Genomic DNA, 24,995 nt, shown 5'->3' on the forward strand with positions numbered 1-24,995 from the left:
CGCCCTCAGATCCCCCCCACCGGCCACCTCAGACGGCAAGCCGAGAACCTGCTGTCACGCCCGGAGGATTTATGACCCCGCCGCCCGCCTCGCCCGATCATTACGGCGCGTTGCACGACGCGTCGTACGACGGCGAAGGCGACCAGCCGCTGGTCCGCCCGTACGCCATGACCGGTGGCCGGACCCGGCCGCGCTACCAGCTCGCCATCGAGGCGCTGGTCAGCACGACGGCAGACCCCGCGCACCTGTCGAGCCTGCTCCCCGAGCACCAGCGGATCTGCCACCTGTGCCGCGAGGTGAAGTCGGTCGCGGAGGTCTCGGCCCTGCTGTCGATGCCGCTCGGGGTGGCCCGCATTCTGGTCGCCGACCTGGCGGAGGCCGGCATGGTGGCGATCCACCAGCCGGGCAACGGAGAGACCGGCGGCGCGCCGGACGTGACACTGCTCGAAAGGGTGCTCAGTGGACTTCGCAAGCTCTAGCGGCGGAACCGCCCGCTCCACCACCAGCGCGAAGATCGTGGTGGCGGGTGGCTTCGGCGTGGGCAAGACCACGTTCGTCGGAGCCGTCTCGGAGATCAACCCGCTGCGCACCGAGGCCGTCATGACGTCGGCGTCCGCCGGCATCGACGACCTCACCCACACCGGCGACAAGACCACCACCACCGTCGCCATGGACTTCGGTCGCATCACCCTGGACCAGGACCTGATCCTGTACCTCTTCGGTACACCCGGACAGGACCGCTTCTGGTTCATGTGGGACGACCTCGTACGCGGCGCCATCGGCGCCGTGGTGCTCGTCGACACCCGGAGGCTCGCCGACTGCTTCCCCGCGGTCGACTACTTCGAGAACAGCGGACTGCCGTTCGTCATCGCCCTCAACGGCTTCGACGGACACCAGCCCTACACCCCCGACGAGGTGCGCGAGGCGCTCCAGATCGGACCCGACACCCCGATCCTCACCACCGACGCCCGCCACCGCGCGGACGCCAAGAGCGCGCTCATCACGCTCGTCGAGCACGCCCTGATGGCCCGACTCAAGTAATCGGGGCCGTACGGAAGTTGTCATAGGCACTCACGGGAGCGGGCTGTGTCGTTGGACACGGCCCGCCCCGGGGTTCATAACGTTTCGACAGAGAATTGCCCCGTCTCGGACACACGACGCATACAACTGGTGCCGCTACGCTCACATGAGCCCCGCCTTTTGACGGGGCTCGCTCTTTATGCCCGGTTTATCCGAGGTGTTCGCCACTCCCACCGGCTTCTCTCCAGTGTTTGGAGCCGGGCCGCCCTGCATGCTGGAATTCCCTGAACTTCCGAGTAGTACGGCCCTGAACGAAACACCGGCACAACGTAGGTGCCGACGCCGAGAGGTTGTTGGTCGAGTGAGGCGAAGCAAGACGAGCTCCGCGGCGCAGCAGTCACGGGGTAACTTCACCCCGCCGTCGCGGACAGCGGCATCGCCTGCGAACCCGCCGGGCCCCCGGCCCGCGGGCGGCAGCTCCAGCAAGCTGTCGCCGCGCAACTGGCGCGTGCCCGTCAAGCTCAACGCGATCCTCCTCATACCCGTGGGGGTCGCCCTCGTCATGGGCGGCTTCCAGGTCAAGGGCTCCATCGACACCTGGCGCGAGGCCCAGGACGCCGAGAAGACCGCGCGGATCGTGCGCGCCGCGTCCGAGTACGGCCAGGCGCTGCTCAACGAGCGCGACCTCACGGCCAGGCCCCTGCTGTCGAACCAGCGCAAGGACCCCGCCGTACAGAAGGCCCGCGACACCACCGACGCGGCGGCCGACAAGTTCGACGCGGCCGTGCGGGACATGCCCCAGGAGAAGGGCATGCTGCGCCGCCTCGCCCTCGTCCGCGAGGCCGAGCCGAAGCTCGAAGCCACCCGCACCACCGCCTACACCGCCGCCAAGGACCCCGTACAGACGGAGCAGGAGTACGTCGCCGTCCAGCACGCGCTGATGGCGTTCTCCAACGAGCTCGGCCTCGGCACCGGCAACATCACCAGTTACGGCCGCATGGTCTACGCCGTCGAGCTGGCCAAGGCCGCCCACTCCCTCCAGCGCTCCATCGGCACGCACCTGCTGGTGCGCCCGAGCGAGGACGAGAAGACGTTCTCCGCGCAGGTGCGGGCGTTCGCCGCGTACAACTACCTGGAGGGCATCGCCTTCAGCGAGTACGCCGCCGCGGGCACCGAGGAGGACGCCCGCATGTTCCAGGAGGTCATGAAGCGCAAGGCCGCCGAGGGCGCCAAGACGCTGGAGGAGGCCAAGCGGAGCGGCGACACCGACGCCGGGAAGATCGACGCGACCAAGGGCGCGGAGCAGAACGTCGTCTCGATGATGACGACGGCGATCAGCAACGCCAAGTCCCCGGAGGAACTGCGCGGGCTGAAGTCGTCGGGCGTCACCGCCGGCACCTGGCTGGCCACCTCGACCCTCCAGTTCGAGGGCTACAGCGAGATCGAGGACGACCTCGTGGACCGGGCGGTGAAGGAGGCCTCCCAGATCTCCTCCGACGCCAAGAACGACGCGATCCTCACCGGTGCCGTCGTCGTCGGCGCCGTGCTCGCCTCGCTGATCCTCGCCGGTCTCATGGCCCGCCACATGAGCCGCTCGATGCGCCGCCTGCGCACCGCCGCCTTCGGCATCGCCGAGCAGCGCCTGCCGATGCTGGTCGACCAGCTCTCGCGCACGGAGCCGGGCCGCGTCGACACCCACGTCGAGCCGATCGCCATCTCCTCCAGGGACGAGATCGGCGAGATCGCCCGCGCCTTCGACCAGGTGCACCGCGAGGCCGTCCGGCTCGCCGCCGAGCAGGCCATGCTGCGGGGCAACGTCAACGCGATCTTCACCAACCTCTCGCGCCGCAACCAGTCGCTGATCGAGGGCCAGCTGACCCTCATCACCGACCTGGAGAACAACGAGGCCGACCCGGACCAGCTGGAGAACCTCTTCCGGCTGGACCACCTCGCGACCCGCATGCGCCGCAACGGCGAGAACCTCCTGGTCCTCGCGGGCGAGGAGCCCGGCCGCCGCTGGAACCAGCCGGTGCCGCTGGTGGACGTGCTGCGCGCCGCCTCGTCCGAGGTGGAGAGCTACGAGCGCATCGAACTGAGCGGGGTCCCCGAGACCGAGATCCACGGCCAGGCCGTGACCGACCTCGTGCACCTGCTCGCCGAGCTGCTGGAGAACGCCACCACGTTCTCCTCCCCGCAGACCAAGGTCCGGGTCACCGCGACCCGGCTTCCGGACGGCCGCGTGATGGTCGAGATCCACGACAAGGGCATCGGCCTCACCGCCGAGGACTTCGCGGACATCAACCACAAGCTGGCCAACCCGCCGACCGTGGACGCCGCGGTGTCCCAGCGCATGGGCCTCTTCGTGGTCGGCCGCCTCTCCGACCGGCACGGCATCCGCGTCCAGCTCCGCCCCTCGGGCGAGCAGGCGGGCACCACGTCGCTGGTCATGCTCCCCGACGCGATCACCCACGGCGGCGGTGGCGAGGCCCCCGTCGACGACTCCTTCACGGTCTCCTCGATCATCCCGGAGCAGCAGGAGCAGGACTTCGGTGCCGCCCCGCTGCGCACCGCGGCCGAGCTGGGCTTCGACGACTCGCGCTACGCCGCGGCGGGCGCCGGCGCCGCCGACGTCGATTCGCCCGCGTCGAGCCGCATGGACCCGATGGGCCGCGCCAGGCTGCGGGAGAACCAGCGGGCCGCGATCGAGGCGCTGGAGGCCCAGCACGCGCAGGACGAGCGGCCGCTGTTCCGCGACGAGCAGCAGCAGGCCCTCCCCCAGCAGGCGCACGAGCCCCAGCAGATGCAGGCGCAGGACGTACAGCAGCAGGCCCAGCAGCCGCCGCAGTACGACCCGCAGCTCGACCAGGGGTACGTACAGCCGGAGTACGAGCAGCAGTACGCCCCCCAGACGGGCTACGAGCCCGGTCAGGGCGGCTACGAGCCCGCTCAGGACGGTTACGGTCCGGGTCAGGACGGTTACGGGCAGGGTTACGGCCAGTACGGCGAATATCAGCCGAACAACGGCTATCCGGAACCTGCCCATCAGACTCCCGAACAGGCCGCGGCCGGTTTCGACGCCCCGTTCGATCCCCTCGCCCAGCAGGCCGAGTGGACCGATCGGACCGGCTACCCGACGACGTACGAACAACCGAGCGAGCAGGAACCGGAATCGGCCCAGGGCGCTCCCGCGAACGCCGGAGACCGCGTAGGCTTCGACCGTCCGGATTCCACCCCGAACAACGGCCACGACCTCACCGACGCGGGTCTCCCGCGGCGCGGGAGTCAGCAGCCCTGGCAGCAGCCGGAGCCAGAGCCTCAGCCCGAACAGGGCGGGTCGGCGGACGGGGCGGGTTCCGACGACTGGCGCTCACAGAACGACGAGCGCTGGCAGCGGGCCGAACGACTCAAGGAGCCGAAGGCGGGCGGGGTGACCTCGTCCGGTCTTCCCCGACGGGTGCCCAAGGCCAATCTGGTCGAGGGTTCCGCCGAGCAGACCCCGCAGGGCGGCCCCCAGGTCTCCCGTGCCCCCGAGGACGTGCGCGGCCGGCTGAGCAACCTCCGCCGCGGCATCCAGCAGGGACGCAGCGCGGGTTCAGACCCCAGTAATACCTACGACCAGGAGCGTTAGTGTGAGCCCGATGAGCCAGGCGGCGCAGAATCTGAACTGGTTGATCACCAACTTCGTGGACAACACCCCCGGGGTGTCCCACACGGTGGTGGTCTCCGCCGACGGACTCCTGCTGGCGATGTCCGAAGGGTTCCCGCGGGACCGGGCCGACCAGCTCGCGGCCGTGGCCTCGGGACTGACCTCGCTGACCGCGGGGGCGTCCCGGATCTTCGAAGGCGGCGCCGTCAACCAGACGGTGGTGGAGATGGAGCGCGGCTTCCTCTTCATCATGTCCATCTCCGACGGATCGTCGCTGGCCGTACTGGCCCACCCGGAGGCGGACATCGGCCTCATCGGCTACGAGATGGCCCTCCTGGTCGACCGCGCGGGCACGGTCCTCACCCCGGACCTGCGCGCGGAACTCCAGGGCAGTCTCCTCAACTAGCCGTTAACCACGCTCAACCAACAGAGAGACAGTGCGTTTCTCGCCACCGCACCATAAGGTGCGGTGGCGCGGCCCCAACGGGACGGGCGACCGGCAGTCGGAGGAGGAAACGTGACAACACCCCCAGGCGGACACCCATACGAGAGTCCGCGGCAATATCCGGGTGAACAGCACGGGCAGAATCGCTACAACTTCCCCTCCACACCCAGCAGACACGGTACGAATCCCCCGTACCAGCCCCAACAGCCGTACCAGCAACCGCACCAGCCGTACCAGCAGCCCCGTCAGCAGCAGCCCCACCGGGTGCCGCCGCCCGCGTCGGCGCAGGCGCAGCCCCCGATGGGGAACCACAACCCGCTGGTGCGGCCCTACGCCATGACCGGCGGTCGTACCCGGCCGCGCTACCAGCTCGCCATCGAGGCACTGGTCAGCACGACGGCCGATCCGTCCCAGCTGCAAGGGCAGTTGCCCGAGCACCAGCGGATCTGCCGGCTGTGCTTCGAGATCAAGTCGATCGCCGAGATCTCGGCCCTGCTCTCCATCCCCCTCGGCGTCGCCCGGATCCTCGTAGCCGACCTGGCCGAGGCCGGACTAGTCGCCATCCACCAGCCCGGCGGCGACGAAGCCGCCGGCGGCCAGCCAGACGTGACACTGCTCGAAAGGGTGCTCAGTGGACTTCGCAAGCTCTAGCGGCGGAACCGCCCGCTCCACCACCAGCGCGAAGATCGTGGTGGCGGGTGGCTTCGGCGTGGGCAAGACCACGTTCGTCGGAGCCGTCTCGGAGATCAACCCGCTGCGCACCGAGGCCGTCATGACGTCGGCGTCCGCCGGCATCGACGACCTCACCCACACCGGCGACAAGACCACCACCACCGTCGCCATGGACTTCGGTCGCATCACCCTGGACCAGGACCTGATCCTGTACCTCTTCGGTACACCCGGACAGGACCGCTTCTGGTTCATGTGGGACGACCTCGTACGCGGCGCCATCGGCGCCGTGGTGCTCGTCGACACCCGGAGGCTCGCCGACTGCTTCCCGGCTGTGGACTACTTCGAGAACAGCGGGCTGCCGTTCGTCATCGCCCTCAACGGCTTCGACGGACACCAGCCCTACACCCCCGACGAGGTGCGCGAGGCGCTCCAGATCGGACCCGACACGCCGATCCTGACGACGGACGCGCGCCACCGCGCGGACGCCAAGAGCGCGCTCATCACGCTCGTCGAGCACGCCCTGATGGCCCGACTGAGGTAGTCGGCCCCGGCCTGTGCCCCACTCTCGCGCGGCCCCGCGCCCCTTCTTGGGGCGCGGGACTCTCCGTCCGGTACGCGGAAGGGCCCGCACACTTCGGTGTGCGGGCCCTTCGGCGTACTGCTACGGAATTCCTCAGCCCTGCCAGCTGTGCGACGGGCGGAAGCCCGACTGGCGCTCCAGGCGGCGCCAGCCGGCCGCCGTGCGGCCGCGGTGGCCGGGGACCTCGGGGCGGGCCGCCGCACGCGCCAGCAGGATCGCGGCGATCGCCGCGACCTCCTCGGGCTCGGCGTGGCCCTTCTCGACGCGCAGCAGGGAAGCGGTATCGGCGGGAATGCTCATCTGTGTGTCGTCTCCGAACGTCTCGTCGCAGGGTTACTGCGGGGGGTTGCCGTGCTTGCGGGCGGGCAGGTCCGCGTGCTTGTTGCGGAGCATCGCCAGCGAGGAGATCAGCACCTCGCGGGTCTCCGCGGGGTCGATCACGTCGTCGACCAGGCCGCGCTCGGCCGCGTAGTACGGGTGCATCAGCTCGGCCTTGTACTCCTTGACCATGCGCGCGCGCATCGCCTCGGGGTCCTCGGCCTCCGCGATCTGCTTGCGGAAGATCACGTTGGCGGCGCCCTCGGCGCCCATGACCGCGATCTCGTTGGTCGGCCAGGCGTAGGTGAGGTCGGCGCCGATGGACTGCGAGTCCATGACGATGTACGCGCCGCCGTACGCCTTGCGCAGGATCAGCGAGATCCGCGGCACCGTCGCGTTGCAGTACGCGTACAGCAGCTTCGCGCCGTGCCTGATGATCCCGCCGTGCTCCTGGTCGACGCCCGGCAGGAAGCCGGGGACGTCGAGGAGCGTCACGATCGGGATATTGAAAGCATCGCACATTTGGACGAAACGGGCAGCCTTCTCGGACGCCTCGATGTCCAGGACGCCCGCGAGCGACTGCGGCTGGTTGGCCACGATGCCGACGACCTGGCCGTCGAGCCTGGCCAGGGCGCAGATGATGTTGGTGGCCCAGCGCTCGTGGACCTCCAGGTGGTCGCCGTCGTCGACGAGCTCCTCGATGACCTTGCGCATGTCGTACGGGCGGTTGCCGTCGGCCGGGACCAGGTCGAGCAGCACCTCCGAGCGGCGGTCGGCCGGGTCGTCGGAGTGGACGACCGGGGGGTTCTCGCGGTTGTTGGAGGGCAGCATCGCGATGAGGTAGCGGACCTCGGCGATGCAGGTCTCCTCGTCGTCGTACGCGAAGTGCGCGACGCCCGAGGTCTCGGCGTGCACGTCCGCGCCGCCCAGCCCGTTCTGGGTGATCTCCTCGCCGGTCACGGCCTTGACGACGTCCGGGCCCGTGATGAACATCTGCGAGGTCTCGCGGACCATGAACACGAAGTCCGTCAGCGCGGGGCTGTAGGCCGCGCCGCCCGCGCACGGGCCGAGCATCACGCTGATCTGCGGGATCACACCGGAAGCCCTGGTGTTGCGCTGGAAGATCCCGCCGTACCCGGCCAGCGCCGAGACGCCCTCCTGGATACGGGCCCCCGCGCCGTCGTTCAACGACACCAGCGGCGCACCCGCCGCGATCGCCATGTCCATGATCTTGTGGATCTTCGTGGCGTGGGCCTCGCCCAGCGCACCGCCGAAGATCCGGAAGTCGTGCGCGTAGACGAAGACCGTACGGCCCTCGACCGTGCCCCAACCGGTGATGACACCGTCGGTGTACGGCTTCTTCGCCTCCAGGCCGAACCCGGTCGCCCGGTGCCGCCGCAGCTGCTCGACCTCCTTGAACGAACCCGGGTCCAGAAGCAGCTCGATGCGCTCGCGGGCCGTCAGCTTGCCCTTGGCGTGCTGGGCCTCGGTCGCGCGCTCGCTCGGCCCGCGTCGCGCCTGCTCTCGCAGCGCGTGCAGCTCGGCCACGCGGCCACGCGTGTCACTCGGCCCGCCCTGAGTCTCGTCACCCTGGGTCTCGTCCACAACGGTCATATGTCGACCCTACGAAACCGACCAAGGAAAACCGGCCGTTGGTTCCGTACAGTCTCTGGGCGGTTTTCCTGGTAGCCCCGGACAGATCGTTCCGCCCGTGCAGCCCAAGTGCCAGCGACACTCGGGCTCCCTTTGTAGAGTTCCAACAGGTCGCCGTGGAGCCGACTAGCTGCACACCTGCTCGTGGCGCACGGTCCGCTGCCCCTGGCGGCCCAGGCTCAGCCGGAGTTCCTCCAGTCTCCCCAGCACCTCGTCGGGGTCCCGGTCCGGCAGCGAGAGCTGGAGCAGCACCTTCTCGTGGAAGGCGTCCCGCATCGTGGGCAGCATCACGTCCGACGCGTCCAGGCAGAGCGGCACGCCGGTGTCGCGCAGCCGGCCGAGCAGCCCGGCCGAGACCGTGCCCGGCTCGTGGCCGCCGCTCACGTCCTTCCGGGCGGAGAGCACCGGCACCCGGTCGGGCCAGCTCTCCTGGCCCTTCTTCGACAGCAGGAAGGCCAGCAGCCGTTCGGACTGCGGGGTGCGCCGGAAGAGCGCGGCGAAGTCCCCGGAGACCTCGCGGCCCCGCAGCGCGTAGGGGCCGCCGGGCAGCACGGGCGCCGAGTCGCCCGGCACCGCCTCGTCCGCGCGCTCGTCGTACAGGGCGCGGGCGAAGGAGCCCTGGTGCTCCAGCGTGCAGGACGGCTCGCCGCGCCCCGCGAAGAGCAGTCCGTTCTCCCCCGGAGCGCCCCGGTAGTCCTGGCGCAGGGCCTCGGCCGCCGCCTCGCCCCGCAGGTACGCGCGCCAGGTGCGCCAGGCCCGTGCGGCGGGCCCCCTCGTCCACGGGATGTCGCCCGCGGCCCACTTCGCGTACGCCTCGGGGCCCGACTGCTGGAGCAGGATGTCCTCGATCCAGTCGCTGCCCGGCCAGCCGGACGCCCCCGGGTCGCGCATCCCGACGCACCACTGCCCGGCGTCGACGGGCGCGTGCGGCTCCGGGGTCCGCTCGCGGCGCCAGACCAGGCTCTTGACGTCCACCTTGACCGGGAGCCAGTACGGGTGGTCCTGCCCGGCCGTCCAGGGGGCGCCGTACGCCTCGGGGTCGTACAGCCCGGTCAGCCGTTCCAGCCTGCCCTGGCCCGCGTACTCCGAGAGCTCGCCGGGGCTGGGGAGCACCACCAGGTCGGGTGCGGCGCCCGCGTCGACCTGGGAGAGCAGCACCTCGCGCTGGGCGGCCGTGCCCTGGTAGTCGAAGCGGACGCCGGACTCGGCGAGCAGGTCCTCGAACGCGTCGGCCTGCGCGTCGGTCCACGGGCCCAGCACGGTCACCGGGCGCGGCTCGTCGGCGAAGGGCACGGCCGTGCAGGCCGCCGCGGGGAGCAGCAGGAGCGGCAGGAGCAGCCGGGCCACGGCCCGCAGCGGTCGGCCCGTCACCGTACGCCTCCTTCGTAGTCGCGCCAGAGGCGGAAGCCGAGCGCTCCCGCGGGGAGCGCCACGGTGAGCGCGGCGGCCAGGGCGATCCAGCCCGCGAGCGCCGCCCTGCCGCCGGTGGAGTCGATCTCGGTGAGGACGTCCCGCGAGGTGTTCACGACGGTGACGCGGGCCGTGGCCAGGCCGATGTCCGTCCTGGCCTTCGTGACCTCGGCGTCCATGGCGTGCAGCCGGTCGCGGGCCGCGTCGAGCGCGTCGTACGTCTCGCGGTCCCAGTACAGCGGGAAGGCCGCGAGCAGGGCGGTCAGCAGGAGCGCCGCGGACAGCGGGACGTTGTGGCGGCGCCCGCAGCGGCGGCGCAGCATCAGGTGCGCCGAGAGCAGCACGGCGGCCAGGAAGAGCAGGGACAGTTCGGCGAGCAGCCAGCCCGCCCTGCGCGACGGGCCGCCGTCGACCTCGCGGTCCACGGTCTCCAGCTGTTCGCGCTGGACCTCGTCCAGGCGCGGGAAGACCCCTTCGCCCCGGCGGAAGAGCGAGTCCTCGGCGTCGTCCATGGCGACCGTCCGCATGCCGGGGTTGTCGGCGAAGCGGCCGTGCGCGTCGTCCAGGGCGCTCTTGTAGGTGTTGCGGATGCCGTTGACGCTCTCCAGGCCGCTGCGGCCCTGGGCGCCCGCGATCTGGCGTCCGCGCACGTCGGCGAGCGTCTGCTCGGCCACCAGCAGCGGGCTGCGGTACCCCACCCCGTCGAGCTCGCCCCTGCGCGCCTCGTTCCAGCTCTGGTAGAGCGAGACCCGGGTGGACGCGACGCCCTGGACGCTGGGCGCGAGCGTCGTGCGCATGCGTTCGGCCTGCTGGTGGATCCCGGCGTACGAGAGGACCAGCGCGCTCAGCGCCACCAGCGAGGAGACGCCGGCCGCCACGAGGTGCCGGATGATCCTGCGGCGCGTCGAGAGCGGTGCGGCGCGCCTCATCGCCGCCGCCCGCAGCGGACGCAGAAGCGGGCCTTGGCCGCAAGGTCGGCCCCGCAGTCGGGGCAGCGCGCGGCAGAGCCGCCGGGCGGCGGCTCGGGTCCCGGCAGCGGGGCGGGTCCGGTGCCGGAGCTGAGGCGGCCCGCGTGGACGACGGCGTGGTTGACCGAGGCGCGGATGCGGACGAGGCCGCGCGGGGCGTCCTCGATCTCGACGATCTCGCGGAGCTTGGCGAGGGTCTCCAGGTCGCCGAGCTGGTGGGCGAGGCGGGTGGCGACGGCGAAGCGGCGCGTCGCCAGGTCGCGGCGGTCGGCGACGAGCGCGATGCAGCCTTCGCCGTACGCGTCGAGCATGCCGTTGTACGAGAGGTGGAAGACCACGCTCCGGCCCGCTTCGGCGGCGCCGGTCGCGGGCGGCGCGCTCCAGCTCCAGCGGGCGGTGACGGCGGCGGGCGCGGTGCCGGGGGTGGTGCCGGGGGCGGGGGCCGCCTCGGGGGCGGCGGGGGCGGTCGCGGTCACGGCGGCGAGCTGGAGCGGGGTCTCCAGGGGGTCGCCCTCGGGGTCGGCGGTCAGGGAGAGGAGGTAGGAGCGGGTCTCGGCGGCCCACATCTGGGTGTGGAAGCGGAGCTGCCGGGGGGCGGTGCGGCGGGGGTGGAGGGTGCGGCGGGCGGGCGACACCTCCGCGAGGCTCTCGAACCGCACGCCCCTGCGCAGGGTCAGCCCCAGTTCGAGGGCGGGGCTGCGGGCGGCGGTCAGCCGGGCCAGGACGGGGGCGAGCGCGCGGGTGGCGGCGGCCGCCGGGCCGTCGTGGTCGAGCGGGAGCGCGGCGGCCCTGCCGTGCAGCCGGGCGGCGATGCGCAGCAGGGCGCGGGGGTCCCAGCGGTCGCCGACGCCCAGCACGTCGCAGCCGAACCTGCCGTGGCAGGCGGCGAGTTCGCGGTCGACGCGGTCGGCCCCCGAGCCCACGCCGTCGGTGATCATCAGGAGGTGGCGCACCGGGACGGCCGGGCCGAGCCGGGCGAACATCCGCCGGGCCAGCGCGAGCCAGGTGGCGTAACTGGTCGCGCCCGCAGGGGCGTTCAGCGGCATCAGCCTGCCCGCCTCGAAGGCGGCGAGGCCGCGCGTGGAGCGGTCGGCGACCGCCCAGCCGCCGCTGAACGGGTAGCCGGTGACGGGGCGTTCGCCGCCGCCGAGCAGCGCGAAGGAGGCGCCGTCGGGGACGGCGGAGACCGCGGCCGTCGCGGTCTCGCGGGTGATGTCCCGGCGGCCGGGGGCGAAGTCGACGGCGATGAGGATGCCGATGCCCGCGGGGTCGGGCGGCGGCTCGCCGGGCAGCGGCCGCGCGTCGACCCGTACGACCGCGTCGACGCGCTGCTTGCCCTGGGCGGGGACGCGGGTCGCGTCGGCGTCGACGGAGAGCGTGAACTGCATGGGGCGGCTCCAGCGGGTCGGGCGGTGCGGCGGTACGGGCCGCGGCGCGTCAGAAGCGGGTCCCTGGGCGGACGGACTGCGCCAGGTCGGCCAGCCGCTCGCGGCCCTCGGGCGCGCAGAAGGCGGCCAGGTCTCGGTATGCCTCCTCCAGCAGGAAGCGGGCCCTGCGCTCGGGGGTGAGGGGTTCGTCGGGGACCAGGCGGCGCAGCAGGGACCGCGCGCCCGTGGCAGGGCGCCCCGGGCGGCGGGCCCTGCGGTCGGCCGTCGGCTCCCCCGCGGGCCGGGTGTGGCCCCGGTCGTAGACGAGGGCGCGGGTGTGGGCGAGGAGCGTGAGGGACTGTTCGGTCGCGGGGTGGTCGGGCGCGCGGCACACGATGTCCAGGGCCCATTCGCACAGTTCGGTGCGGAGGCGTTCGCCGGTCTCGCCCGCGAGGTGCAGCCGGGGGTCGCCGACCGCCCTGACGAAGGTGCGCAGCGCGGCGAGGAGCCCGTCGGGGCCCGGCAGCCCTCCGGGTCCCGGCGCGAGCCGCGCGGCCTGGATGCGGATGGCGGCGATGCGGGCGGCGCGGTGGTCGCGGGATTCCTCGGGGACCTCTTCGAGCACGCGCAGGGCGCGCTCGCGGTCGCCGCGCGCGAGGGCGGTGCGGGCCAGCGCGAAGGCGGCGGTGCCGTGCGAGGGGTTGCGGGCGCGGACCGCCTCGTACAGCTCGTCGGCGGTGGGGCGCGCGGCGCCCAGGCGCTCCTGGCAGTAGCCGAGGGCGAGTTTGGCGGCGTAGTCGCCCGGCAGCGCGTGGTGCACGGCGGCGAAGCTGCGCCGGGCCGCCGCGAGGTGGCCGCGCTCCTCGGGCCCGTCCGGGCCGCGCGCCCTGCGGGCGTCGTCGGCGCGGACCAGGCGCAGCAGCCCCTGGTGCCAGGAGAGGCGCCAGCGCAGGTCGACCGGGACGCCCAGGATGCGGGCGGCCCCGGCCAGTTCGGCAGCGGCGTCGGCGCGGGCGAGCGGGGAGGACTGGCGCAGCAGGCGGCGGAGGTTGTGCAGGCCGACCTCGGCGGACGGCTCGCCGTCCGGTTGGCGCAGCGGCAGGTCGGGGTCGTAGCTGGTGAGGCCGAAGCGGGACGCCTCGGGGTCGGCGGGGTGCGGGACGGGGACGGGCAGGCCGAGGGCGACGGCGCGGGCCGTGGGGGCGCCGAGGTCCAGCGGCGGGGACTCGCGGGGCTCGCGGCGAGAGGGGACCGGGCGGCGCAGCCAGTGCCGGAAGTCGGGCACGGCCCCGGCGTTGCCGCCGGTGAGCACGGTGGACCGGGTGAAGTGGGCGGAGGGTTCGGGCTGGTCGTGCTTGCCGCGCAGGGCCCTGATCTCGCGGAGCACGCCGCGCAGTTGGCCGGCCATCTCGTCGGCGGTGCCGAAGCGGCGGCCGGGCCAGCGGTGGGTGGCCCGTTCCAGCGCGCGGCGCAGCGAGTCGAGGCCCTGGGGCGGGACGCCGTTGGTGCGGGCGTAGCGCGCGAGCTGCTGGAGGGTGCGGCCGACCGCGTGCAGGTCGTGGGCGACGGTGGGGCCCGTGGCGGCGGACTCGGGGGCGGCGTAGCCGGGGGTGGTGACCATGCCGGGCTCGCGCTCGCCGTCCCTGCGGACCCCGCCCAGGTCGATGATCTTGATGCGGTCGCGGTGGTGGATGACGTTGGACGGCTTCATGTCGCCGTGGACCAGGCCCATGGAGTGCAGGTGTGCGAGGGCTTCGAGGACGAGGCAGCCGTACGTGAGGACGTGCTCGATGTCGAGCGGCACCCCCAGCGGCCGCTCGCCCGCCCGGGTCCTGGTGACGATCTCGTCGAGCGTGGAGCCGCTGACGTACTCCATGACGATGTACGCGGTGGGGCGGTCGGGCGGGTCCTTGGGGTGCTGGTGGTGGATGTAGTCGAGGATCCGGACGGTGCCGGGGTGGTTGATGGCGATGAGGTAGCGGCGCTCCTCGCGGGCGAGGCGCTGGAGCCCGGCGTCGTGGCGGTTGAGGAGGCCCTTGACGGCGACGGGGGTGTTGTCGAGGTGGGTGTCGTCCGCGAGGTGCACCCAGCCCTGTCCGCCGTGCGCGAGGGTGCCGCGCACCCGGTACTGGCCGCCCAGCACGAGGTGTTCGCGCAGCGGCGGCACGAAGGAGTAGCGGGCGCCGCAGGAGGGGCAGTGCCCTTCCAGGGGTACGGGGCCGAGCACGAGCGGCGGCCCGATGCGCCGCCCGCAGCCGGGGGCGCCGCACCGCTTGCCGAACGGGAGGGGGTGGCCCGGTGGCAGCAACGTGGGCTCCGTGCCCGGCAGTTCGGGGAGTTGGAGGAGCTGCTCGGGGCCGGGCGAGAGGGCGGTGGACGCGGTGCGGTCGGTGGCGGCGCGCCCGCAGGCGTCGCAGTGCCCGGTGGCGGTGAGGACGCCGCGGCAGGGCGCGCCGGAGAACCGGAGGTGCGGGCAGGCGCGGCGCGCGCCGGGTGGCGGGTCGGTCATGGCGCCTCCCCTCGCCCCGAAGCGGTCGTCTTCTCCTGAAGCGGTCGGCGGCGGGCGCGCCACCTCTCCCGTGCGGGGCGCGGCGCCTGGCGCGGCCGTGGGGAACGGTCGCCGGGGCGCGGCGCCTGGCGCGCCCGTGGGGAACGGCCGCCGCGGGTGCGGGCTCCGCCGCGCCCGCCCGTTCCGCCCCTAGCGGGACGACTGCCCACAGCGGGCCTCCACGTGCGTGAGGTCCTCGCGCAGCCGCGCCGCCAGCGAGTCCGCCGCGCGCAACTGGCGGAACGGGTCGGGGAGCGACGCGAGCCTCGCGTACTCCGTGTAGCGCGCCACCGCCACCGGCTCGATGTGCGGCTTGCCCGCGAGCGAGCCGCCCTTCCACCGCCGGTCGTGCTCGGCCTCCGCCCTCCGGAGCCGTACCAGCAGGTCCCCGCAGTGCGCGACCACCGACGGCAGCCGCAGCTCCACCACCAGCCGCTCCCACACGGGCCCCACCCGCTCGCGGATCACCAGCAGCAGCCGCGCCCCGCGCAGCGCGCACTGTCCGAGCAGCCGGATCAGCGAGGGCGGGTCGGCGGCCTCGTCGACGCCGATGACCACCACGACGGGCGCGTCCGGGTCGCGGCACGGCCCCGCGCGGGCGATGCGGTCGGCGAGGTCGCGGGTCGCGGCGCCCGCCGCGTCGAGGACGAGGTCGGCGCGGTGCAGCCGCTGGCCGAGCACGGCGGCGTGACCGCCGTCCCGCACGACGGGCGTGATGCGCACGGCGGGCTCGCCGCCGTGCTCGTGGACGCGGTCGAACCAGTGGTCGAGGCTCCGCCCGTACTCCCCCAGCTCGCCCTGGGTCAGCGCGTACAGCCGCCGTACGGTCGGCGAGATCTGCACGATCCTGCGGACCGGGATCATGTACGAGAGGTAGGCGCGCTCCTCTGCGGGCCGGTCGTGCTCGTCGTCGGCGTAGCGGCGCAGCACCATGCCGACGACCCGCTCGGTCGCGAGGTTGAGGACGGCGCCGCCGCTGAAGCCGGGGCGGACGACCTCGCGTTGGGCCCGTGGGTCGAGCTGGTAGAGCTGGCCGTGCGGGCCGCTCTGGGTGGCCCGCACCCACATGCCGTCGTCCTGCTCGACCGGGTAGCCGCCGATGCGCAGGGCGTCCTCGGGCTCGGGCACGCGGCGGCTGAGCGGGGCGGGGGTGCCCTGGTGGCGCGGGCCCGCGAGGCGCAGCACGGCGACGTCGCCGTCGGCGGGGTCGTGGGCGGCCGGGAACCAGCCGCCGGGGGCGACGGTGGCCGCGACGCCGGGGACCGCGGGGGCGCCGTCGGGGGCGCGGACCTCGGGGAAGTCCAGCCAGACCGCGTGGTCCGGGTCGCCGACGACGTGGGCCGCGGTGAGCGCGAACTCCGGCGAGAGGAGGATGCCCGCCCCCTCGATGTCGCCGAGCGGCCCGTCGCGGCGCACCCTCAGTCTCCAACTCACCCTGTCAACAGGTGAGTTGACGGACTCCCCCAAGCCGTCCCACATAACTCTCCAGCATACGCCGCCCCCTGTCGCACCGTCAGTGCGTCATGGGGCGCCTGATGCTTCCCGCGCGCGCCCCGCACGCCCCCACGGACGCCCGGAACCGCACGCTCCCGTGCGTTCGGCGGCCCCGCGCGCACCACGGTCAACACCCGTACCGGGGTTGGGATTCGGCAGTCCCGCAACGCCGTTCCGGAAGTCCAGGCCCGGCGCTACGGTGACGGTCGGGGGCGTCATGGGGGACTTCGCGTACGGAGACGGTGCCGGGGCCACGGGTGACGGCGGGGCGGGCGGGACGCCCGGGGCCGGTGGGACTCCCGGGGGAACGCCCGGGGCCGGTGGGACCGGCCGTGCCCGCGGGTGGATCCGCGCCTGCCTCGTCGCGCTCCTGCTCCTGCTGGTGGGGGCGTCGGCGGTGACGCTCCACGAGTCCGTCGCGCCGACGGACACCGCCGCCACCGGGGTCGGGGGCACCCCGCCCTGGGCGCACGAGGTGGACCCCGGCTCCCTGGGGCCGGACGCCGCCCTCCTCACCTCCGCGCACCCGCCCCGCCGCACGTCGTCGGCGTTCTCGGTGACCCTGCGCGACAGGACGCTGCGCACCCGGATCACCCACACGGTCACGCTGCGGACCACCGACCGGCTGTGGCGGCGCGTGCGCGGCGGCTCCGGGAGCGCGGAGCGGCTCACGGCGAACGAGGCGCTGTTCATCGCGTCCGGGATGCCGTCGCGGCCCTGGGAGACGTTCCGCCCCGGCCTGGAGACGAGCACGTCGGGGCCGTTCTTCGGCGCCCCGAAGGGCGGCGCGGTCACCCTGCGGTTCGTGACCGAGTCCTCCTGCGGGCTGCGGCTGTGCGCCCCCTTCGTCACGTTCGACCTGCGGCCCGCGTCCCCGGGACGGGCACCCGCCGCGCTGTGGCGCGGCACCTCCTGGAGCCTGGCCCTGTCCTGCGGTCCCGGGTTCGCCGCCCGCGCCGAGGCCGGGGGCTCCCTGCGCTCGGTGGGCACCAGGACCGCCGCGCTCGCCTTCGACTACCGGGTGCCCGAGGCCGCCCTGACCTGCGCGGCGACCGGGGCCGCCGCGCGCGGGACGGCCTCGGCCGCGAACAGGTCGGCCGCGGCCGAGCCCCGTACGATCCCCGGCGACGCCACGCTGCACACCACCGTGCTCGTCCTGGCCGCCGTCGCCCTGGGCATGGCGGGCACGGTCGTGGCGGCCCGCAGGTACGCGGCCGAGCGGCTGGCCGCCGCGCCCCTGCCGTCCGTCGGGACCAGGGTGGGCCTGGGCATCGCGGTGCTGGTGGCGGCGGCCGTGGCGTTCAGCCCGCCGATCGGGGCGCTGCCGTCGGGCGTGGGCGACTCCCCGTACCGCGCGCTGCTCGGCCCGCTGGTCGCCTTCGTGCTGCCCTTCGCGCTGGCCACGACGCTGGGCAGGAACACCTCGCTGCCCCGGGTCTGGCGCGAGCGGGCCGCCGTGGTGCTGCTCACCGTGGTGCTGCTGACGGTCGCCGCGGTACCGCTGTTGTGGCTCTCGCTGCACCGGGCGAACAGCGCGCCGACGCTCGACGGCGTCTGGCGGGTGCCCTGCGCGCTGCTGATCGGCTCGGCGGCGGCCTGCGCGGTGCCGTGGCTGCTCGGCCGCCGCGACCTGGCCCCGGCCTGGCTGCTGGGCGGGCTGCTCTACCTGTCGGCCGTGCTCGGCACGCTCCTGCTGGAGTCGTACGCCCCCTACGACGCGCCGCGCGCGGCCTTCGCCGCGCTGCCCGCCGGGCTGCTGTGGCTGGCGCCGCTGGTGCTCACGGGGGTGGGGCTCTTCCGGTCGGAGCCCCTGCGCTGGTGCTGGGCCTGCGTCGGGGCGGTGGCGGCCGCGCTGCTGTACCTGCCGGTGCCGTGGCTGGCCTCCGGCTACCCCCGGTGGGCGGAGGTGCGGCTCGGGGCGTCCGGGGACGCCTGGCCGACCTGGGACCTGTTCCCCGGGGCCGCGTTCCACGAGGAGGGCGGGACCCCGCGCTCCCTCCTCGCGTACGGGGTGATCGGCGCGACGATCGCGGCGACCGCGGCCCTGGGCGCGGCGGGCGTGCTGCTGCACCGGCGCGGGCAGCGGGCCGCCGCGCTGGGCGACCGGCGGATGCCGCCCGTCGCACTGGCCGCGCTGGTCTTCCTCGTGGAGCCGATCGTCGTCGTGTTCACGGCTCCGACCTGGTACTTCGTACTGCTGGCCGCGCTGACGACGGTGACGTTCGGGGCGCTGCTGCTGCCCGCGCGGCGCACCGGGAACCTGGCCGAGCTGACGGTGGACCGGCGCACCCACGCCAGGCGGCTCGGCCGCTTCGCGCGCCGGCAGTTGCTGCACCGCGCGAAGGAGGCGGTGAGCCGGACGGCCGCGGGGCAGATCGCGGCGGGCGACCTGACGGTGGCCGGGTTCGACGAGCGGTGGCGCGCCCTCGGCGGGTACCGGACGCCGCGCGGGCCGGACGGGGCGTGCACCGACGAGCAGCGGGCGCTCGGCACGGACTGCGGCTACCGGCCGTGGCACAACGGGCTGTCGGGGACGTACGCCGCGCTGGTGCTGTCGCTGCCGATGGTGCTGTACGACGTGTCGGTGCTGCGGTCCTGGCTGCCGTCGCTGGCCACCGTGCAGATCCTGGACCTGGTGCGGCACGCGCTGCGCTGGGCGGCGTACGGATTCGTCTACGGGTACTTCTATCCGCTGCTGCCGGGCCGGGCGCCGCTCGGCAAGGCGGCCGCGCTGATGGGCGCGGTCGTGCTGCCCGAGGTGCTGCTGGTGTTCTTCCCGCAGGCGGCGGGCGACGGGCGGATCGCGGTGGCGCTGCTGCTGCGGGTCGGCGAGGTGACGGCGTTCGGGCTGCTGCTCGGGCTGTGGTGGGAGCGGCGCACCGCGGTGGCCGCGCGGCTGCCGTGGGCCGCCGTGCGCAACCTGCGCAGCGTCGCGGCGCTGGGCGCGCCCGCGACGGCGGTGGCCGTCGCGGTGGCGACGGCCGCGGCGACGATCCTCGCGGGGGCGGCCACGTCGGGGCTGCTGCGCACGCCGACGGGCCAGGAACCGGCTCCGACGCCGCCCGCGGTCGAGGGGCCGGCCACGCCGGGACCGTAAAGGTTGAACTTTGAACGAGATAGGTCTACAGTAAATCTCGTTGAAGGTTAAACAACCCCGACTTCAACGCACACCGCACCGAGGAGGAGCCATGGCTCTGTTCACCCGCAAGTCGCAGCAGCCGCAGGCCGCCGCCGCCACGACCACCACCCCCGCACTGGCCCCCGCGCTGGCCGCCCTGACCGGCGACTACGCGATCGACGCGGCCCACTCCCGGCTCGGCTTCACCGCCCGCCACGCGATGGTCACGAACGTGCGCGGCGCCTTCACCTCCTACGAGGGCGCGCTCCACCTCGACGGCGAGGACGTCTCGCGCTCGACCGCCACGCTCGACATCAGGATGGACAGCGTCGACACCGGCAGCGCCGACCGCGACGGCCACCTGAAGAGCGGCGACTTCTTCGACGCCGAGCAGTTCCCGCTGATGACGTTCCGCACCACGGGCGCGGAGTTCCTGGGCGGCGAGGACTTCCGCATCACGGGAGACCTCACGATCAAGGACGTCACCCGCGAGGTCGCCATCGACCTGGAGTTCACCGGCTCCGCGCAGGACCCGTTCGGCAACGACCGCGTCGGCTTCGAGGGCCGCACCGAGATCCTGCGCTCCGACTGGGGCCTGACCTGGAACGCGGCGCTGGAGACCGGCGGCGTGCTGGTCAGCGACAAGATCAAGCTCACCTTCGACATCTCGGCGATCAAGCAGGGCTGACCGCCCGCGCCCGCCCCGGACACCGGGGCGCCAAGAACGCGCCCGTCCCCGCCGTCCCCCGCGGCGCGGGGCGGGCGCTTGCCGTGGGGCACCCGGCACGGCCCGACTTCGCCCGCCCGTCTTCGAGTTGTGAAGATGTGAGCCTCTTGAGAGCGCTCTCAGCCACACGTCTTGACGGTGTTCACGGCCCCCGGGAAGGTGAGGTGAACCCCCACACACCCCAGGAGCTTCCCGTGACTCCCTCGATCCCGCGACGCCTCTTCCTCTCGGGCACGGCCGCGGCCGCCGCCGCGCTGGCCGCCCCGCCCGCCACCGCCCGTACCGCGTCCGCCGCCCCCGCGACCTGTGAACTGGCCCTGGCCAACAGGTCGTTGCCCGGCACCGTGCACGCCTACGTCACCGGGCACGAGCAGGGCACGGGCCGCTGGCTCCTGCTGCGCCCCGACGGCGGCGTCTACCGCCCCGACTCCCCCGCGGCCCCGATGACCCCGCTCCCGGTGGACTGCGCGATACCCCTGGGCGGCCCGGGATCGGCGCCCCGCGTGCTGACGCTGCCCCAGATGTTCGGCGCCCGGGTCTACTTCGTGCGCGACGGACGCCTGGACTTCTTCCTGAACCCGGGCCCCGCCCTGGTCGAGCCCGCCTTCGCCACCCCGACCGACCCCAACTACCACCGCACCTGGTCGTTCTGCGAGTTCACCTTCAACCCGCAGCAGCTGTACGCCAACATCAGTTACGTCGACCTGGTGACCGCGCTCCCCATCGGCCTGACCCTGACCGGCGACGGCACGCACACCGTGGCGCCGCTGCCGAACGGCGCCGTGGACCGGATCGCCGGCGACCTCACCGCGCAGGCCGCGCGCGACGGCCAGCCCTGGGACCGGCTGGTCACCCGGGGCGGCGACGGCAGGGTGCTGCGCGTCGTCTCCCCGACGCAGCTCATGGCCCCGTACTTCGACCGCCCCGACCAGATGCCGTTCCGCTCCTACTTCGCCCCGTACGTCGACGCGGTGTGGGCCAAGTACCGGACGACGGACCTGCGGATCGACCTCCAGGGCGGCCGGGGCGTGCGCACGGGACGGGTCTCGGGCGACGTCCTGACGTTCACCGGGGGCCACGCCTTCACCAAACCGGCCTCGAAGGACGTCTTCACCTGCAACCACGGGCCCTTCGCCAACAACCCCGGGGACAGCGACGACAAGAAGGCGATCCTGGCGCGGCTCGCGGCCGGGTTCAACCGCTCGATCCTGCTGAGCCACCCCTCGCAGCCGAACGGCACCACGACCGCCGACTACTACCGGGACGCGGTCACCAACCACTGGTCGCGCGTGGTGCACGCCAACTCGCCCATCGGGTACGCCTTCCCGTACGACGACGTGCGCCCCGACGGCCAGCCCGACGTCTCGGGCGCCGCCCACGACGGCAACCCGCGGCGCTTCACGGTCACCGTCGGGGCGTAAGGGCCTGCGCCCGGCCCCTCCCCGGGGGCCTGCGCCCCGGGCCTTCCCTGGGCCCTTCGCCCCCGCGCCTTCCCGGGACCCTTCGCCTCCCGGGGCCCGTGCCTCAGCGCCCCATGAGCGTGATCGCGGTGAGCGTCGCGCGGACCCGCTCGCCGAAGTCGGCCTCGCCCACCTCGTGGTGCGCGGCCTGGAAGACCCGGGTCGGGGGCTTGTTCGACCACGAGTGCTCGGCGCGGGCGGCGCGGCGGACGTGGACCGTCGCGCCGAGCACGTTCTGGTGGAAGACCACTTCGAGCTCCCCGAACTGTTCCGGGCCGCGCGCGGGGTCGCCGAGGAAGAAGATCTGGTGCAGGCTCCTGCGGGCCTCTGCGTCGGGAATGTACGAGTCGACGATCTGCGACCCGTCGACGAAGTACCCCTCCTGCGCGAACTCGTCCAGCACCGCCTCGTACAGCGGCGGGGCCGCGATGTGCAGGAAGTCCAGGTCCCTGACCGGGGAGTCCGACTCCCAGTCGAGCTTGGTGGTCAGCGACACGTCGACGCCGAGCGCCCGGCCGGCGAGCTCCGTGACCGGGCACTCCCAGGGCAGGCTCCCGCTGAACGCGATCCGCTCCTCGGCGCCCGCCGCGACCTCCAGGCTGCTGCGGCGGGCGCTCAGCCGGTCCACGTAGCGCTCCCTGGAGCCGCCGTCGTAGGTGAGCGCCTTGGCGACGACCTCCAGCTTGAGGTGGTTCACCTTGAGGCCCGCGCCGCCGCCCTTGAGGAGGATCTCCCCCTCGACCTCACGGCCGGGCAGCAGGGTCACCGTGGAGATCTGCGTGTCGATCTCCGGCGGATCCTGATCGGCGGCGTCGTTCTTCCCCCACCCGAACAGCTTGCGGAAAACCATGGCGTGTCCCCTCCCCGAAACATCTGGGGCGCAGCATAGCCACTGGTCAGCGGGGCGGTTCCGGAGGCGTCCCCGGAGGGGCTAGTGCGCGGCCAGCCGCTCCAGCAGGGCGGCGCTCCGCGCCAGCAACGCCCTTTCCTCGTCGGTGAGTTCGACCTCGATGGCCCGCGCGAGCCAACCGGCCCTGCGGCCGCGCTCCGCTTCGAGCGCGACCCGGCCCGCCTCCGACAGCTCGACCAGCGACTTGCGGCCGTCCGTGGGGTGCGCCCTGCGGGTGACCAGGTCCTGCTCCATGAGCAGCCCCACCGACCTGGCCATCGACTGGGGACGCACCCGCTGGTCGGCGGCGAGGTCGCTGGTGGTCATGGCGCCGTTGCGGTCGAGCGTGCCGAGGACGGCGGCCTGGCCCAGCGGGATGCGGTCCTCGTGCTTGACGCGTCGGGTGAGCTTGCCCATCGCGGTGCGCAGTTCGACGGCGATGGCGGCGGCTTCCGGGGTGGGCATAGGGCACTTTACCCCGCTGGTCAGCGGGGTCGTGCGGGCGACGTGCGGGCGACGTGCGCGATGGCCGCGGGCGGCGCGCGCCCCGGTCGCGACGGTTCGCACAGCAATGCTGTTCAGCGAAACTGAACAGCAAAACTAAGCAGCATTGCTGTACTGTTCCATCGCGTCGGGCTCAGCGCCAGCGCTGTCGCAGCCGGGGCCCGGCACCCGACCACGGGAAGGAACTCCCATGTCCGTACAGGTGGCCGCACCCGCCATCGAGACCGTGACCGCCCGCCGGATCATCGACAGCCGGGGCAACCCCACGGTGGAGGTCGACGTCGTCCTGACGGACGGGTCCGCGGGCCGCGCGGCCGTCCCCTCCGGCGCCTCCACGGGCGCCGGGGAAGCCGTGGAGCTGCGCGACGGCGACCCCGCGCGCTGGCACGGCAGGGGCGTGGACCGCGCGGTGGCGCACGTCAACGGGGAGATCGCGGCGGCCGTGCGCGGCCGGGACGCGACGGACCAGGCGGGGCTCGACGCCGCGCTGATCGCGCTCGACGGCACGGCGGCCAAGTCCCGGCTCGGCGCCAACGCGGTGCTCGGCGTCTCCCTCGCCGCCGCGAAGGCCGCCGCGGCGGCCCACCGCCAGCCCCTCTACCGCTACCTCGGCGGCGCGGGCGCCCGCCTCCTGCCGCTGCCGATGATGAACATCGTCAACGGCGGCGCCCACGCCGACAATCCGCTGGACTTCCAGGAGTTCATGATCGCGCCGGTGGGCGCGGACACCTTCGCCGAGGCCGTACGCATGGGCAGCGAGGTCTTCCACACCCTGCGCCGCGACCTGCTGGCCGCCGGGCACTCCACCGGCGTCGGCGACGAGGGCGGCTTCGCGCCCGCGCTGCGCACCGCCGAGGAGGCGCTCGACTTCGTGACGGCCGCCGTCGAGCGGGCCGGCTACCGCCCCGGCCCGGACATCGGCCTGGTCATGGACCCGGCGTCGTCGGAGTTCTTCCGCGACGGGGTGTACGACTACGCGGGCGAGGGGGTGCGCCGCACCCCGTCCGAGCACGCCGACTACCTGGCCGGGCTCATCGACGCCTACCCGATCGTCTCCGTCGAGGACCCCATGGCGGAGGACGACCCGGACGGCTGGCGGGAGCTCACCGCCCGGGTCGGGGACCGCTGCCAGCTCACCGGCGACGACGTGTTCTGCACCGACGAGGCGCGGCTGCGCGAGGGGATCCGCACCGGCATCGGCAACTCGGTCCTGGTCAAGGTCAACCAGATCGGGACCCTGACCGAGGCGCTGGCCACGGTGGCCACCGCCCACCGGGCGGGCTGGACCGCCGTCGTCTCGCACCGCTCGGGCGAGACGGAGGACACCACGATCGCGGACCTCGCGGTGGCGACCGGCTGCGGCCAGATCAAGACCGGCTCGCTCTCCCGCTCCGACCGCACGGCGAAGTACAACCAACTGATCCGCATCGAGGAGGAGTTGGGCGACCACGCGCGCTACGCGGGCCGCTCGGCGCTGCGCCGGGCGTAGGGCGGGCCCTAGCAGCCGCCGCAGTTGTAGTAGGTGACGTCCCAGTGGTTGCCCTCGTCCGCGTACACGTTCCCGGAGCCGGAGCGCCACTGGGGCGCGCCGTCCCCGCGCGGGCCGATGTAGGTGAAGGTGTTCTTGACGTAGTTGGTGACGCAGGTGCTCTTGCCGAAGTCGAGCTTGTAGCCGTTCCAGTGGGAGTACGTGCCGCCGGCGTGGCCGGTCTCGGTGCCGCCCGTGATGTTGAGCGCGCAGCCGGTGGCGCTCTTGAGGGTCTGCGCGCCCTTCGCCGTGTCGAGGTTCAGCTGCTCGAACGACGTGCAGGTCGGCCGGTTGCGGTCCGAACAGCCACCGGACGAGGACCAGGTGATGCCGGAGGAGCGGAACATCGAGGTCGCGGTCGCATGGCTGATCCTGGTGGCGGCCTGCGCGTCGGACGCGGCGGTGAGGACGCCGAAGCCGGGGGCAAGGAGGGTGGCGGCGAGCAGGGTGAGGGTGCCGAGTGCGGAACGGATTCTCATGGTGGCCTCCTGCGGGGTGTGGGGCACACGTGGGGGGTGGCAGGCGGTGCACGCACGATGGTGCCCCAGGGAACCGGGAGCCACCAGGGGGGCGTGGATAGCATGTCCACGGTTTCGGGCGGTCCACTGCGGGCAGTCCACCGAGATCCACGAACGACGGGCGTCTTCC

20 protein-coding genes are annotated in these 24,995 nt (G+C 73.5%); 10 read left to right on the forward strand and 10 right to left on the reverse strand.

The features are described 5' to 3' along the window. The first annotated feature begins 71 nt into the window (after positions 1 to 71). The 6 genes from ACIBNE_RS15615 to ACIBNE_RS15640 all read left to right on the forward strand — a co-directional run bounded on the left by ACIBNE_RS15615 (position 72) and on the right by ACIBNE_RS15640 (position 6,324). Complete coding sequence (locus ACIBNE_RS15615; protein WP_399271714.1) at positions 72 to 479, forward strand: DUF742 domain-containing protein; 408 nt, start codon at positions 72 to 74, stop codon at positions 477 to 479. Further along, the gene (locus ACIBNE_RS15620; protein WP_386886225.1) at positions 460 to 1,041 is read left to right on the forward strand and encodes an ATP/GTP-binding protein; all 582 of its coding nucleotides are present in this window, start codon (positions 460 to 462) and stop codon (positions 1,039 to 1,041) included. Before ACIBNE_RS15615 ends, ACIBNE_RS15620 begins: the two co-directional genes overlap by 20 nt. Before the next feature lie 340 nt (positions 1,042 to 1,381). Further along, on the forward strand, positions 1,382 to 4,648 hold the full coding sequence (locus tag ACIBNE_RS15625) for a nitrate- and nitrite sensing domain-containing protein (RefSeq protein WP_399271715.1): 3,267 nt from the start codon (positions 1,382 to 1,384) through the stop codon (positions 4,646 to 4,648). A gap of 10 nt (positions 4,649 to 4,658) precedes the next feature. Beyond that, positions 4,659 to 5,072: a roadblock/LC7 domain-containing protein gene (locus ACIBNE_RS15630; protein WP_067239279.1), complete on the forward strand. Its 414-nt coding sequence runs from the start codon at positions 4,659 to 4,661 to the stop codon at positions 5,070 to 5,072. Positions 5,073 to 5,183: 111 nt separating this feature from the next. Further along, the gene (locus ACIBNE_RS15635; protein WP_399271716.1) at positions 5,184 to 5,762 is read left to right on the forward strand and encodes a DUF742 domain-containing protein; all 579 of its coding nucleotides are present in this window, start codon (positions 5,184 to 5,186) and stop codon (positions 5,760 to 5,762) included. Beyond that, a complete protein-coding gene (locus ACIBNE_RS15640; RefSeq protein WP_103516628.1) occupies positions 5,743 to 6,324 on the forward strand; it encodes an ATP/GTP-binding protein in 582 nt (193 codons plus the stop codon). The genes ACIBNE_RS15635 and ACIBNE_RS15640 overlap by 20 nt, the downstream gene beginning before the upstream one ends. A 132-nt stretch (positions 6,325 to 6,456) precedes the next feature. On the opposite strand, the gene ACIBNE_RS15645 is transcribed toward ACIBNE_RS15640, so the two are convergent. The 7 genes from ACIBNE_RS15645 to ACIBNE_RS15675 all read right to left on the reverse strand — a co-directional run bounded on the left by ACIBNE_RS15645 (position 6,457) and on the right by ACIBNE_RS15675 (position 16,043). Then, positions 6,457 to 6,663, reverse strand: coding sequence for an acyl-CoA carboxylase epsilon subunit (locus ACIBNE_RS15645; protein ID WP_399271717.1), 207 nt, complete (start codon positions 6,661 to 6,663; stop codon positions 6,457 to 6,459). Positions 6,664 to 6,696: 33 nt separating this feature from the next. After that, entirely contained in the window at positions 6,697 to 8,295 is a 1,599-nt protein-coding gene (locus tag ACIBNE_RS15650; RefSeq protein ID WP_399271718.1) for an acyl-CoA carboxylase subunit beta, read from the reverse strand. A 165-nt stretch (positions 8,296 to 8,460) separates the two neighbouring features. After that, a complete protein-coding gene (locus tag ACIBNE_RS15655; RefSeq protein ID WP_399271719.1) occupies positions 8,461 to 9,705 on the reverse strand; it encodes an extracellular solute-binding protein in 1,245 nt (414 codons plus the stop codon). Continuing rightward, positions 9,702 to 10,673: a hypothetical protein gene (locus tag ACIBNE_RS15660; protein ID WP_399271720.1), complete on the reverse strand. Its 972-nt coding sequence runs from the start codon at positions 10,671 to 10,673 to the stop codon at positions 9,702 to 9,704. Before ACIBNE_RS15660 ends, ACIBNE_RS15655 begins: the two co-directional genes overlap by 4 nt. After that, on the reverse strand, positions 10,670 to 12,100 hold the full coding sequence (locus tag ACIBNE_RS15665; protein ID WP_399271721.1) for a hypothetical protein: 1,431 nt from the start codon (positions 12,098 to 12,100) through the stop codon (positions 10,670 to 10,672). The genes ACIBNE_RS15660 and ACIBNE_RS15665 overlap by 4 nt, the downstream gene beginning before the upstream one ends. 49 nt (positions 12,101 to 12,149) lie before the next feature. After that, the gene (locus tag ACIBNE_RS15670) at positions 12,150 to 14,588 is read right to left on the reverse strand and encodes a tetratricopeptide repeat protein (protein WP_399271722.1); all 2,439 of its coding nucleotides are present in this window, start codon (positions 14,586 to 14,588) and stop codon (positions 12,150 to 12,152) included. 189 nt (positions 14,589 to 14,777) lie between these two features. Beyond that, the gene (locus ACIBNE_RS15675) at positions 14,778 to 16,043 is read right to left on the reverse strand and encodes a serine protease (protein ID WP_399271723.1); all 1,266 of its coding nucleotides are present in this window, start codon (positions 16,041 to 16,043) and stop codon (positions 14,778 to 14,780) included. 295 nt (positions 16,044 to 16,338) lie between these two features. Here ACIBNE_RS15675 and ACIBNE_RS15680 point away from each other — a divergent pair, with 295 nt between their 5' ends. From ACIBNE_RS15680 to ACIBNE_RS15690, 3 genes are all read left to right on the forward strand, one after another. Beyond that, on the forward strand, positions 16,339 to 19,218 hold the full coding sequence (locus tag ACIBNE_RS15680) for a hypothetical protein (RefSeq protein WP_399271724.1): 2,880 nt from the start codon (positions 16,339 to 16,341) through the stop codon (positions 19,216 to 19,218). A 91-nt stretch (positions 19,219 to 19,309) separates the two neighbouring features. Next, the gene (locus ACIBNE_RS15685) at positions 19,310 to 19,927 is read left to right on the forward strand and encodes a YceI family protein (protein ID WP_399271725.1); all 618 of its coding nucleotides are present in this window, start codon (positions 19,310 to 19,312) and stop codon (positions 19,925 to 19,927) included. Positions 19,928 to 20,160: 233 nt separating this feature from the next. Further along, a complete protein-coding gene (locus tag ACIBNE_RS15690; RefSeq protein ID WP_399271726.1) occupies positions 20,161 to 21,387 on the forward strand; it encodes a glycoside hydrolase family 64 protein in 1,227 nt (408 codons plus the stop codon). A 103-nt stretch (positions 21,388 to 21,490) separates the two neighbouring features. On the opposite strand, the gene ACIBNE_RS15695 is transcribed toward ACIBNE_RS15690, so the two are convergent. Both ACIBNE_RS15695 and ACIBNE_RS15700 read right to left on the reverse strand, forming a co-directional pair. Further along, positions 21,491 to 22,276 carry a sporulation protein gene (locus ACIBNE_RS15695; protein ID WP_399271727.1) on the reverse strand — a complete coding sequence of 262 codons (786 nt, stop codon included), beginning with the start codon at positions 22,274 to 22,276 and terminating at the stop codon, positions 21,491 to 21,493. A gap of 81 nt (positions 22,277 to 22,357) precedes the next feature. Next, entirely contained in the window at positions 22,358 to 22,780 is a 423-nt protein-coding gene (locus ACIBNE_RS15700) for a MarR family winged helix-turn-helix transcriptional regulator (protein WP_399271728.1), read from the reverse strand. A gap of 229 nt (positions 22,781 to 23,009) precedes the next feature. Here ACIBNE_RS15700 and eno point away from each other — a divergent pair, with 229 nt between their 5' ends. Further along, positions 23,010 to 24,308 (forward strand): phosphopyruvate hydratase, encoded by a 1,299-nt coding sequence (gene eno, locus ACIBNE_RS15705; RefSeq protein WP_399271729.1) that lies wholly within the window; start codon positions 23,010 to 23,012, stop codon positions 24,306 to 24,308. Between the two features lie 8 nt (positions 24,309 to 24,316). On the opposite strand, the gene ACIBNE_RS15710 is transcribed toward eno, so the two are convergent. Continuing rightward, on the reverse strand, positions 24,317 to 24,826 hold the full coding sequence (locus ACIBNE_RS15710) for a hypothetical protein (protein WP_399271730.1): 510 nt from the start codon (positions 24,824 to 24,826) through the stop codon (positions 24,317 to 24,319). Positions 24,827 to 24,995: the final 169 nt, after the last annotated feature.

The sequence above is a fragment of the Streptomyces sp. NPDC050504 genome, from assembly GCF_044458065.1.
Classification (GTDB): domain Bacteria; phylum Actinomycetota; class Actinomycetes; order Streptomycetales; family Streptomycetaceae; genus Streptomyces.